The following is a 12,527-nucleotide window of genomic DNA, read 5'->3' on the forward strand; positions in this document are numbered from 1 at the left end:
TCCGACTTACTTGGTGCCGAACATCCGGTCGCCCGCGTCGCCGAGGCCGGGCATGATATAGCCTTTTGAATTCAGCTCTCGGTCCAGTGACGCCGTTACGATGTGCACGTCCGGATGCGCCTCTTTCATCCGCGCAACGCCTTCGGGGGCAGCCAGCAGGCACAGGAATCGGATATCGGTGGCACCCGCCTCTTTCAGCAGATCAATCGCCGCGGCCGAACTGTTCCCGGTGGCCAGCATCGGATCAACCGCGATGGCCAGACGGTCTTTCAGCCCCTCGGGCGCTTTGAAATAGTACTGAACAGGTTTCAGCGTTTCCTCATCGCGGTAGAGGCCGACAAAACCCACGCGGGCCGAGGGCACCAGCTCCAGCACCCCATCCAGCATCCCGTTTCCGGCCCGCAGGATCGACACCAGCGCCAGTTTCTTACCAGCCAGGATGGGAGCGTCCATCTCCTCCATCGGAGTTTCGATATGGCGGGTGGTCAGCGGCATCTCACGCGTGACCTCATAGGCCAGCAGCTGAGTGATCTCGCGCAGCAACTGCCTGAAGCTGGCGGTCGAGGTGCCCTTGTCCCGCATGAGCGTCAGTTTGTGCTGCACCAGCGGGTGGTCAACGACGGTCAGGTGTTCGCTCATGTTCTCTCCAGTCTTGTCTTGACCCGCGCGCGGGTCTCTTCATCGCAAAAAGCCGCGTTCAGTGCGGTTTCGTTCAGCGCGGCAAAAACTTCAGCATCCCAGCCGAACGCTTTGCTCAACATCTCATATTCACGCCGCATTGTGGTGTGGAAAAACGGCGGATCGTCCGTGGAAATTGTGACCTTCACACCCGCATCGCGCAATTTGGCAATCGGATGCGCCGCGAAATCCGGGTATAGCCCCAGTACTACGTTCGAGCCGGGGCAGACCTCAAGCGTGATGTCGCGGTCCACAATCTCGCGGATCAGGTCTGGGTCTTCGGCGGCGCGTACACCGTGGCCCACACGTTCCACACGCAAGTCTCGAATAGCATCACGCACGCTTTCGGGGCCACCAAACTCTCCGGCATGCGTGGTCAGGCGCAGACCAGCCTCGCGGGCGCAGTCAAAGGACCACTTATAGTCCCCCTGAGCTCCCATAACCTCGTTCCCGCCCATGCCAAAGCCGGTGATCCAATCACCAGCGGTTTCCGCTGCACAATGGGCGCTGAGCTTTGCTTTTTCAGGACCGAAATGGCGCACACAGGTCACGACCCCACGCAGGGTGATGTCGTATTTGCGCTCGGCCTCATCCGCCGCGTCCTGAATGGCGGTCAGGTAGTCGCGCCAGGCGTGCAGGTCGCCGCCGCCACAGAAATCGGGGCTGAGGAAGGTTTCCGAATAAACCACTCCGTTCGCCGCGCTTTCTTCGAGGATGGCCAGTGTCAGGCGGCGGAAATCCTCGGGCGATTTCAGCACTTCGCAGGCGGCCTCATACACGCTGAGGAAATGGGCGAAATCGCGGAAATCATAGCTGCCGTCGGGTTTGAAAATCCCGCTCAGGTCGATGCGCTTTTCATGGGCCAACTGCCGGATAAAGGCAGGCGGGGCCGCGCCTTCGTGGTGCAGGTGCAATTCGATTTTGGGAAGGTCTGCGACGCTCATAGAAAACTCCGCCCCGGCCCCTGCGCCGGGATGTTCAGGTGGTGTGCGATGCTAGCCGCAATATCGGTGAAATTCACTGCGCCGACCTGGCCCGCGCCTCGCCCGGCGATCAGAACGGGCACCTGTTCGCGCGTATGGTCGGTGCCGATCCAGCTGGGGTCATTGCCGTGGTCGGCGGTCAGCAGCACCATGTCTCCGGGCCGCAGACGGGCGATAATCGCACCGATTTCCCGGTCAAACCATTCCAGCGCGCTTGCATAGCCGCTGATGTCGCGGCGGTGGCCGTAGAGGCTGTCGAACTCGACAAAATTGGCAAAGGTCAGGCTGCCCTCTTCCGCCTCATCGACCAGATCGGAGAGGTGACGCATCAGCTCCGCGTCCGAGCCTTTGCGCAATGCGTCGATCCCCTGCATCGAGAAGATATCACCGATCTTTCCCACCGCATGCACACGCCGCCCGACATCCTGCGCCCAGTTGGTCAAAACCGGCGCGGGCGGCGGGATGGCGAAATCCTTGCGGTTGGTGGTGCGGGTGAAGCCCTGTTCCGGCGTTCCCACGAATGGTCGCGCGATGACCCGGCCCACTTTCATCTCATGCAGGCGCGGGGCCAGAGTTCGGCACATTTCAAGCAGGCGGTCGAGGCCAAAATGTTCCTCATGCGCCGCGATCTGGAACACGCTGTCAGCCGAGGTATAGCAGATCGGCCAGCCGGTGCGCAGATGTTCGGCGCCCAGGTCTGCAATGATAGCCGTACCCGAGGCGTGGCAATCGCCCAATATGCCGTCGGTTCCTGCAGCCTCGGCGGCGGCCCGGCTGAGGTCGGCAGGAAAGGCTGGCTGCGTATCCGGAAAGTAATGCCAGTCCCACGGCACCGGCAGCCCGGCCAGTTCCCAATGGCCCGAGGGCGTGTCCTTACCCGGCGAATGTTCCCGCGCGCAGCCCCATAGGCCGGTCGGTTCCGCCCGCAGCCCCGGTGTATCCGCACCCGAGGCCAGACGGGTCGCCGCCCCCAGCCCCAAAGCGTCCAGATGAGGCAAGTGCAGCGGGCCCGAGCGCCCATCCTCGGCCCGCCCGTCAGCGCAGGCCTGCGCAATATGGGCCAGCGTGTTGGCCCCCGTATCGGGCACCGTGCCGTTGAAAAAGTGATCCGCATCCGGCGCGCCGCCGATGCCGACCGAGTCCATCACGACCAGAAACGCGCGGGTCATGCGGTGATCCTTTCATGCACGATCCCCGGCAGCGAGGGGCTGTCCGGCCCGAGGCTGATCGCCTGCAGGACGGCCTGCGCCGCCTGTTGCGCCGCGTCCTCGCGCGCGGCGTGGATAACGGCCAACGGCGCGCCTTTGTCCAGCTTGTCGCCCAGCCGGACGATATTGGAAATTCCAACGGCGGGGTCGATCACGTCGCTTTCAACTTGCCGCCCGCCGCCAAGCGCAACGACGGCCAGCCCCAACGCTTCGCCATCCATCGCAGTGACATAGCCCGTGCTTGGCGCAGGAACTTCAAGAATCACGCTGGCCTCGGGCAAGTACCGCGACCAGTTGTCGACGAAATGCAGTGGCGCGCCGACGGCGGCCATCATGCGCCCGAACCTTTCGGCCGCGCGGCCAGAGCGGATAATTTCGGCCAGTTTCTCGCGCCCCTCATCCAAGGTCGCACACATCCCGGCATCAACCAGCAAAACGCCGCCCAACTCGGCCGAGATTTCGGCCAAGGGCGTGTTGCGCCCGTTGGTCATGGCCTTCATGACCTCGCAGATCTCTAACGCGTTGCCCAGCGCCGGGGCCAGAGGTTGGTTCATATCCGTGATCACCGCCGAGGTCCGGCATCCCGCAGCATTCGCGGTCTGGGTCAGGGCCTGTGCCAGATTGCGCGCATCTTCGTGGGTTTTCATGAACGCGCCGCTACCCACCTTGACGTCCAGCACCAGAGCATCAGGGCTGGCGGCCAGCTTCTTGGACAGGATCGACGCGGTGATCAGGTCCAGGCTTTCCACAGTCGCCGTCACATCGCGGATTGCATATAGCCGCTTGTCCGCAGGGGCGATCTGCCCCGTTGCACCAACGATGGCCGCGCCGGTTTCGCGCAAAATCTGCGCCAGACGATCTTCGCTGATCTGAGTGGTCACGCCCGGAATCGACTCGAGCTTGTCCAGCGTCCCGCCGGTATGGCCCAACCCACGACCCGAGATCATTGGAACATAGGCTCCCATCTCAGCCAGTGCAGGCGCAAGCACCAGACTGACACTATCCCCCACCCCTCCGGTCGAGTGTTTGTCGATCACAGGGCCATCCACGTCCCATGTCAGAACGTCGCCGCTGTCGCGCATCGCAACGGTCAGATCAGCGCGGCCCTGCGCGCCCAGACCACCCATGCAAACGGCCATTGCAAAGGCCCCAGCCTGCGCGTCACTGACGCCACCATCAGCCAGACCTTGCGCGAACCAGCGCAATTCCTCGGCCGTGGGCACCTGACCCCGGCGCAGCTTGGCATTGATCGAACGGGCGTCCATGGCTCACTCCATATGCGAGGCGCCAAAGGCCCCCGGCAGCAGATCGCCGATGGTGGTTTTCATCTCAGACCCTTCGACCGAGGCCAGCGTCACCTTGACTTCGCGCTTGCCGAACTCGGCCAGTTTCTGACGGCACCCCCCGCAGGGCGGCACGGGCTGAGGCGATGAGGCAACCACATAAACCTCGGTCAGTTCCTGCTCACCTGCGGCAACCATGGCGGCAATCGCCCCTGCTTCAGCGCAGGTGCCTTCGGGATAGGCCACGTTTTCGACATTGCATCCGGAATAAATCTCGCCCGAGGCAGATCGGATCGCCGCTCCGACCTTGAAATTGGAATAGGGTGCATAGGCGTTTTCGCGGACTAAGAGGGCTGCGTCTTTCAGGCTCATGGCGATTCCCCAATTTTTGATCATCTGGTCAGAAAAATACTGTTCTAGTGAAACGAGGCACCAAGGTGAAGCCCCGCGCGCCGCAATTCTTACTCCAGCCGTGTGTTGAACGTGCCGGGCAGCGTTACTTCAAGCAGTTCCACATCATCCGACGGGTCCGACAGGCGCGTCCGCATCCCCGGAGGGATCACAAACGCGTCGCCCTGTTCCAGCGGGTATGGCTCGCGCCCTTCACCCTCTAACGTGACCGCGCCGTTCATTACAAAGGTGAAATGGATATCTGTGTCGTGGGCAGCCCATTGCGGATCACCCTGCCCTTTGCGCACCACCTGCACCCCGGCCACGCCCTTGGTGTTTTCCGCAATCGTGGTGTCGCGGCAGATATAGCCCGGCAGGCGGAACGGCACCCAATCCGCGCCTTCGGCCCGATTGAAGACGAACTTTTGCCCCTGCCATTCACGATCGGGGCGGTAGTGCTGAGTGGGCAGGTCCATGTCGTGGTCAATCTCGGTGACGTGTTCGGCAGGCACGCCGATCTCTATCACCTGCACATTGTCCGAGGCCTCAAGCACGCGGTGACGGATTTCGGGTGGCTGGATAAAGCAATCACCAGCGGTCAGGCGCATCTTGTCGCCCTGATCTTCATAGACCACATCCACCCAGCCGTAGATGCAGAAGATCAGTTGGAACCCGACCTTGTGGAAATGCACCATGTCCGGCACAGGCCCGCCATCAGGAATGCGGATATGGCTGGCGATGATCGATCCGCCCAGCCGGTCAGGCACCAGATCACGATAGTGCATGCCGGCGCGACCAATGATCCACGGGGCCTGATCCTTGAGCCTGCGCACCACGAAGGAATGAACGGTGTCGGGCATGACCATGGGCGGATTCAGCTCATCAATCTCGATCTTTGTGCCGTTCGGGGCCACTAGGCTGCGCTGCCCGTCGGCAAAGCTGTCGGGGTCATCGGTCAGTATGCGCAGAGTTCCGGGACTTTCCGGCGCGTCCTTTTCGACACGCAACCGCAGCCCATGGCCGGAAAACACCGCCACCCGAGGGTCATCGGCGGGATAGATCATATCCATCCGCATCCCCAGCACCTTGGTAAAAAAGGGGATATCGTCGCGCAGCTCCTGCGTGGGCAGACGAATCTCAGCTTTGGTCTGGTTGTTGGTCATTCACTGTCTCTTCGGTCTTGGCTTTCGGCCATCCGATCAGAACAGCGGCCAGAATGCCAATCGAAAAGAACATCTCAAGCGTTTCTTCCAGCACAAACAGGCGCAGTATCATGGTCTGAGACATATCCGCGCCCATCATCCCGGACACCTCTTCCAGCAGTTGCGCGACCACCGCCGACATCCCCGCCAGGAAAAACACAAGCAAAAACGGCGCGCGTGCCTTCAAAGCACGCCAACCCGTCGGAATTCCGTGCCAAATCAACCCACCCAACACGATCACCGCCAGCACTATGCGCACGGCAGTCATGTCCAGCATCACGTCCAAACCACTGAGGATCGTATGAGGAAAGGTTCCAACCGAGTAGACATCCGCTTCAAGCTCGCGCTCGGCCAACAGAAGACACACGACGCCGATGTACAGGCGCTTGACGCCGGGAAAGCGGTAAAACGCCGCAAAGCCCGCCGCCAGCAAAGCAAAAGCCGAGCCAGTCTCGATCAAGCCGCCCTCTTGGTTGAAACGCGATGCCTGTTCCGGCCAGATAGAGATAACGACCAACACAAGCGCCATTGCGGCCAGAGCAGCAGGAAGCCCAAAGTAAATATGCCCTTTGGAATCAGTCCGGAGATCCTCATTAAAGCTCATGTCTGGCCTTTGTTCTTGCGTCTGAAAGACAGGTTTTCGAAGATGCTCGAAACTAGTTACTTTGAATTGAAATGCAACTCACGCGCTCATGTCGCCGAAAACATGCTGCAAAATGACGTAACGTAGCCAAGCCGGAAAAAATGGTTTAACGGTCAATCAAATTTCGGAACGGAGATAAATCGCCAATGTCTGACACCCCCAGCCTGCGGCAGGCCGCGCTTGACTACCACGCCCATCCAAAGCCCGGAAAGCTAGAGATCAAAGCCACTAAGCCGATGGCCAACGGTCGCGACTTGGCGCGCGCCTACTCACCCGGCGTGGCCGAAGCGAGCCTTGAGATTAAGGCCGACCCCCAAAATGCCGAGCTTTATACGGCTCGCGGCAACCTTGTGGCGGTGGTCTCAAACGGGACGGCGGTTTTGGGACTGGGTAACATCGGTGCGCTGGCCTCAAAACCAGTGATGGAAGGCAAGGCCGTTCTGTTCAAGAAATTCGCTAATATTGACTGTTTCGATATCGAGGTCGATCAGCCCGATCCCGAAAAGCTGGCTGATATCGTCTGCGCGTTAGAGCCCACTTTTGGTGCGATCAACCTTGAAGACATCAAAGCCCCCGACTGCTTCGTCGTCGAGAAAATCTGCCGCGAACGGATGAATATCCCCGTTTTTCACGACGACCAGCACGGCACTGCCATCGTTGTGGGGGCGGCCGCCAAGAACGCGCTGCACGTTGCCGGCAAATCGTTCGAAGATATCAAAGTCGTCTCGACCGGCGGCGGGGCGGCGGGGATTGCTTGTCTGTCCATGTTGGTCAAGCTAGGCGTCAAGCGCGAGAATATCTGGCTGTGCGATATTCACGGTCTGGTCTACGAAGGCCGCGCCGAGGATATGAATCCGCACAAGGACCAGTTCGCACAGAAATCCGATCTGCGCACGCTGGATGACGTGATCGGGGATGCGGACCTGTTCCTTGGCCTAAGCGGGCCGAATGTGCTCAAGCCCGAGATGGTCGCGAAAATGGCCAGCCGCCCGATCATCTTTGCGCTGGCCAACCCGAACCCGGAAATTCTGCCCGATGCTGCGCGCGAAGTTGCGCCGGATGCAATCATCGCCACGGGCCGCAGCGACTTTCCCAATCAGGTGAACAACGTCCTGTGCTTTCCCTTCATCTTCCGCGGCGCGCTGGATGTTGGCGCAACCGAGATCAACGATGAGATGCAGATCGCCTGTGTCGACGGTATCGCCGAAATGGCCCGCGCCACCACCAGTGCCGAGGCTGCTGCCGCCTACAAGGGTGAACAACTGACCTTCGGTCCCGACTATCTGATCCCCAAACCCTTTGACCCGCGCCTTGTGGGCGTGGTGTCATCCTCGGTGGCCAAGGCCGCTATGGCGAGCGGTGTGGCCAAACGCCCGATTGCCGATATCGAAGCGTATAAAGAACAGCTCAACCAAACCGTTTTCAAATCGGCGCTGATCATGCGACCGGTGTTCGAGGCCGCCTCGGCCGCGTCCCGCAAGATCGTCTTTGCCGAGGGCGAAGACGAGCGCGTCCTGCGCGCAGCCCAAGCTATTTTGGAAGAAACTACCGAGACCCCGATTCTGATCGGTCGTCCCGATGTAATCGATGCCCGATGCGAAAGGCTGGGTCTGACCGTCCGGCCGGGTGAGGATTTCCAGATCGTAAACCCGCAAGACGACCCGCGCTATTATGATTATTGGAATACATATCACGGACTGATGCAGCGCCGTGGCGTTACGCCTGATCTGGCCAAGGCGATCATGCGGACCAACAACACTGCGATTGCCTCGATTGCCGTTCATCGGGGCGATGCAGACAGTATGATCTGCGGAACCTTTGGCGAGTACCGCTGGCACTTGAACTATGTGCAACAAATTTTGAGCGACGGAGACTTACGTCCGCACGGGGCGCTGTCGCTGATGATCCTGGAAGACGGGCCGTTGTTTATTGCTGACACCCATGTTCGGCAACTGCCCTCACCCGAGGAACTGGCCGAAAGCACAATCGGGGCAGCGCGTCACGTGCGCCGCTTTGGGCTTGAACCCAAAATCGCCTTTTGCTCGCAATCCCAGTTTGGCAATCAGGCGGAAGGGTCAGGCAAACGTCTGCGGGCGGCGCTGGATATTCTGGACTCGGAGCCACGTGACTTTACCTATGAAGGCGAGATGAATCTTGACCTTGCGCTAGACCCCGAGCTGCGCTCGCGCATCTTCCCGAATTCCCGCATGGAGGGTGCCGCGAATGTGTTGATCTTCGCGCATTCCGACGCGGCCAGTGGCGTGCGAAACATTCTTAAAATGAAGGCGGACGGGCTGGAGGTTGGGCCGATCCTGATGGGGATGGGCAACAAGGCGCATATTGTGACGCCATCAATCACCGCGCGTGGGTTGCTGAACATGGCCGCAATAGCGGGTACGCCCGTTACCCACTACGGGTAGTCGTGTAACCTGATCTCTCAATAATTCGAACCGGGCGCCAGCTAAGGCGCCCGGTATGATTCTGAGACTTGTTTGCTCAGCCCTCTTTGCAACTTTGCAAAAATTCCCCACGATACCCACCATACTGCGTCCAAAAAGTGCATTTGCAAAAATTTGCACCTCAACTCCCAAAGATATGCAAATATTTTGCGATAAAGTGACGCTCCGACTTAAGCGTCGCTTGTCCGTTACCCTTCGGCCACTTTACACAAAGCGCACTGAACTATCGGAGGAGATCATCGTGGCTTACCAGGACGTTTTCGACAGCTGGAAATCCAACCCGGACGAATTTTGGATGGAGGCCGCCAAAAGCATCGACTGGGTTCGTCCACCGACCAAAGCCCTGTTCGACGACAATGCTCCGATCTACGAATGGTTCTCGGACGCCCAAGTCAACACATGCTGGAACGCCGTGGATCGCCACGTGGAAAACGGCCGCGCCGAGCAAACGGCAATAATCTACGACAGCCCTATCACCCACACCAAGCGCGAGATCTCGTATGTTGAGCTGCGCAATCGCGTCGCGATGCTGGCCGGTGCATTGCGGGCCAAGGGTGTGGAAAAAGGCGACCGGGTCATTATCTACATGCCCATGATCCCCGAAGCGTTGGAGGCCATGCTGGCCTGCGCCCGTCTTGGGGCCGTACATTCGGTGGTCTTTGGAGGCTTTGCCAGCAACGAGTTGGCTGTTCGGATCGACGATGCAAAGCCCAAAGCAATCATCGCCGCCTCGTGCGGGATGGAGCCCGGGCGCGTTGTCCACTACAAACCCCTATTGGACGGGGCCATCGATTTGGCCGAGCACAAACCCGATTTCTGCGTTATTTTCCAACGCGAGCAAGAGGTTGCACAACTGATTGAAGGTCGCGACTTCAACTGGCATGGCTTCCAATACGGTGTCGAACCGGCCGAGTGTGTTCCGGTCGCCGGCAACGACCCGGCCTATATCCTCTACACCTCGGGCACGACAGGTGCGCCCAAAGGTGTCGTTCGCCCCACCGCAGGCCATTTGGTGGCGCTGAACTGGACGATGAAGAATATCTACAATGTGGACCCCGGTGACGTGTTCTGGGCAGCATCCGACGTGGGATGGGTCGTGGGTCACTCTTACATTTGTTACGCGCCTTTGATCCACGGAAACACCACGATCGTGTTCGAAGGCAAGCCGGTGGGCACACCCGACGCCGGCACGTTCTGGCGCGTTATTTCCGAACACAAGGTCAAAAGCTTTTTCACCGCACCAACAGCGATCCGTGCGGTCAAACGCGAGGACCCGCAAGGTGAACTGATCAACAATTACGATATGTCCCATTTGGGCGCGCTTTACCTGGCCGGTGAGCGGGCTGACCCGGACACGATCGTCTGGGCGCAGGATGCACTGAAAGTGCCGGTGATCGATCATTGGTGGCAAACTGAAACCGGCTGGCCCATCGCAGGAAACCCGCTTGGGATCGAGGAACTGCCGATCAAACTTGGGTCACCCGCCAAGCCTATGCCTGGTTATGACGTGCAGATCCTGGACGAAGGCGGCCACCCCATGAAAGCCGGAGAGCTGGGCGCAATCGCAGTAAAGCTTCCCCTTCCCCCCGGCACTTTGCCAACACTGTGGAATGCTGAAGAACGGTTCAAAAGCGCATATCTTGAGCATTTCCCCGGCTACTATGAAACCGGCGACGCGGGCATGATCGATGAGGACGGGTACCTATACATCATGGCCCGCACCGATGACGTGATCAACGTCGCGGGTCACCGCCTGTCTACTGGCGGTATGGAAGAGGTTCTGGCCTCTCACCCCGACGTAGCGGAATGCGCCGTGATCGGCGTAACCGATCAGTTGAAGGGCCAGATGCCGGTTGGCTTCCTATGCCTGAATGCAGGTTGTGATCGTGACCACGGTGAGGTCGTGCAGGATGTGGTCAAGCTGGTGCGCGACAAGATCGGCCCGGTCGCAGCCTTCAAACAGGCTGTTGTGGTGGATCGCCTGCCCAAGACGCGGTCGGGCAAGATCTTGCGCGGGACGATGGTGTCGATTGCCGACAGCAAGGACTACAAAACGCCCGCAACCATCGACGATCCGGCCATTCTGGATGAGATCACAGACGCCCTGAAAACACTCGGCTACGCCCAGAAATAGAGCACAGTGCAGCGCTGCTGCACCCCTGCCCTTGCAACCCGCCTTGGGGCCTCTACAGTCTGACTAAGACAGTGAGGCCCCATGACATTACGTGACTTATGGCGTCTAAACGCCACCGACCTGACGAACCTGACCCGCAAGGGCGAGATCAGCGCGGAAGACGCCATAAAATCCTCGATCGACAGGATGCATCAGGTCAATCCCGACCTCAATGCCGTCGTCGAAGACCTCAGTACCGAGGCCGTCAGCCATGCGCGTGAACTGGACAATGCAGTCGCCGGGGGCGCGGAACCCGGCCCACTGCACGGCGTGCCTGTCACCATCAAGATCAACATCGATCAAAGAGGGCATGCAACCACGAACGGCGTCGTTGCTTTAAAGGATGTGATTGCACCCGATGATGCCCCGGTCGTCAGAAATCTGCAAAACGCAGGTGCTATTGTGATCGGCCGTACCAATACACCCGAATTCTCGTTTCGTGCCGACACGGATAACGAACTGCACGGCCGCACGTATAACCCGTGGGGACGGCATATCTCGCCGGGTGGATCTTCGGGTGGTGCCGGTGCGGCGGTGATGGCGGGGATCGGGGCCTTGGCGCATGGCAATGATATCGGCGGCAGCCTGCGGTTTCCAGCGGCCGCCAACGGTGCGGTGACCGTGAAGCCAGGTCTGGGCCGCGTACCCGCGTTTAACCCAAGTCAAAAGGTTGAGCGTGGCTTGCTGGCGCAATCCATGTCAGTGCAAGGGCTGATCACCCGTTCGGCTGCGGATTTGCACCTGTCGATGCCCAGCCTGATCGCGGCTGATCCCCGCGATCCGTTTCATGTTGCCATGTCGTGGCGCGGAGAAAAGACCGACGGGCCCATCAAGGTTGCCTTTACCAAGAACACCTACGGCTATGATTTACACCCCGAGGTCGACAAAGCGCTGGACACCGCCCGTGACGCGCTGATGGACGCGGGGTATGACGTGCAAGAGGTGAACATACCCGACGTGTTCGAATGCGCGCGCGGTGGGTATCGCGCGTTGATGGGTGAAGTTCTGACCTTGTTGAAAACAGACATCGAGGCCGCCGGATCGCAAACCATCCGCGATATCTTTGAAGTATACTTCCAGGAATTTCCGCCCATCACCGGAGCCGAGTTGATCGGTATGTTGGCCAGGCGAACACAGTACGCGCGGGAATGGGCACTATTCATGCTGGATTATCCGCTGATTCTGTCACCGTTTCTGCCGCAACCCTTTTTCGGCCCCGACCGTGACACCGAAGGCCCCGAAGGCGTCCACGAAGTTCTGGGCTGCGCGGTCTATTCCTACGCGATGAATTTCCTTGGCCTTCCCGCCGCCAGTGTTCCAGCGCGTCTGGCCGATCTACCAAACGGGCCACAACCGATAAACGTCCAGATTGCTGCCGCGCGTTGGCGCGAAGATATGGCTGTAGATGCTGCCGCCGCGATCGAAGCACGTGTAGGACAGATGTGCCTACCGCTGTGGGAAAGGATGGATCAGGTCAACTGACCCCTGCCAAAAGAAATTGACCCCGG

10 protein-coding genes are annotated in these 12,527 nt (G+C 59.7%); 3 read left to right on the forward strand and 7 right to left on the reverse strand.

Features of this window, described 5'->3' with window-relative positions; translation table 11 throughout:
- Positions 1–6: 6 nt before the first annotated feature.
- The 7 genes from upp to ABWV79_RS03830 all read right to left on the reverse strand — a co-directional run bounded on the left by upp (position 7) and on the right by ABWV79_RS03830 (position 6,348).
- Positions 7–639: a uracil phosphoribosyltransferase gene (gene upp, locus ABWV79_RS03800; RefSeq protein WP_353390511.1), complete on the reverse strand. Its 633-nt coding sequence runs from the start codon at positions 637–639 to the stop codon at positions 7–9.
- Positions 636–1,622 (reverse strand): adenosine deaminase, encoded by a 987-nt coding sequence (locus tag ABWV79_RS03805; RefSeq protein ID WP_353390512.1) that lies wholly within the window; start codon positions 1,620–1,622, stop codon positions 636–638. The genes upp and ABWV79_RS03805 overlap by 4 nt, the downstream gene beginning before the upstream one ends.
- Positions 1,619–2,830, reverse strand: coding sequence for a phosphopentomutase (locus ABWV79_RS03810; RefSeq protein ID WP_353390513.1), 1,212 nt, complete (start codon positions 2,828–2,830; stop codon positions 1,619–1,621). Before ABWV79_RS03810 ends, ABWV79_RS03805 begins: the two co-directional genes overlap by 4 nt.
- Entirely contained in the window at positions 2,827–4,134 is a 1,308-nt protein-coding gene (locus tag ABWV79_RS03815; RefSeq protein WP_353390514.1) for a thymidine phosphorylase, read from the reverse strand. Before ABWV79_RS03815 ends, ABWV79_RS03810 begins: the two co-directional genes overlap by 4 nt.
- A gap of 3 nt (positions 4,135–4,137) precedes the next feature.
- A complete protein-coding gene (locus tag ABWV79_RS03820; protein ID WP_353390515.1) occupies positions 4,138–4,524 on the reverse strand; it encodes a cytidine deaminase in 387 nt (128 codons plus the stop codon).
- An 89-nt stretch (positions 4,525–4,613) separates the two neighbouring features.
- Positions 4,614–5,705, reverse strand: coding sequence for a cupin domain-containing protein (locus ABWV79_RS03825; RefSeq protein ID WP_353390516.1), 1,092 nt, complete (start codon positions 5,703–5,705; stop codon positions 4,614–4,616).
- Positions 5,680–6,348, reverse strand: coding sequence for a hypothetical protein (locus ABWV79_RS03830; protein WP_353390517.1), 669 nt, complete (start codon positions 6,346–6,348; stop codon positions 5,680–5,682). The genes ABWV79_RS03825 and ABWV79_RS03830 overlap by 26 nt, the downstream gene beginning before the upstream one ends.
- A gap of 185 nt (positions 6,349–6,533) precedes the next feature.
- Between ABWV79_RS03830 and ABWV79_RS03835 the strand changes: the two genes are divergently transcribed.
- From ABWV79_RS03835 to ABWV79_RS03845, 3 genes are all read left to right on the forward strand, one after another.
- Positions 6,534–8,807: an NADP-dependent malic enzyme gene (locus tag ABWV79_RS03835; protein WP_353390519.1), complete on the forward strand. Its 2,274-nt coding sequence runs from the start codon at positions 6,534–6,536 to the stop codon at positions 8,805–8,807.
- Between the two features lie 280 nt (positions 8,808–9,087).
- Positions 9,088–10,980, forward strand: a complete 1,893-nt coding sequence (prpE, locus tag ABWV79_RS03840; protein ID WP_170354722.1) for a propionate-CoA ligase PrpE — start codon at positions 9,088–9,090, stop codon at positions 10,978–10,980.
- An 81-nt stretch (positions 10,981–11,061) separates the two neighbouring features.
- Entirely contained in the window at positions 11,062–12,501 is a 1,440-nt protein-coding gene (locus tag ABWV79_RS03845) for an amidase family protein (RefSeq protein ID WP_353390520.1), read from the forward strand.
- Positions 12,502–12,527: the final 26 nt, after the last annotated feature.

The sequence above is a fragment of the Ruegeria sp. HU-ET01832 genome, from assembly GCF_040371315.1.
Classification (GTDB): Bacteria; Pseudomonadota; Alphaproteobacteria; order Rhodobacterales; family Rhodobacteraceae; genus Ruegeria; species Ruegeria lacuscaerulensis_A.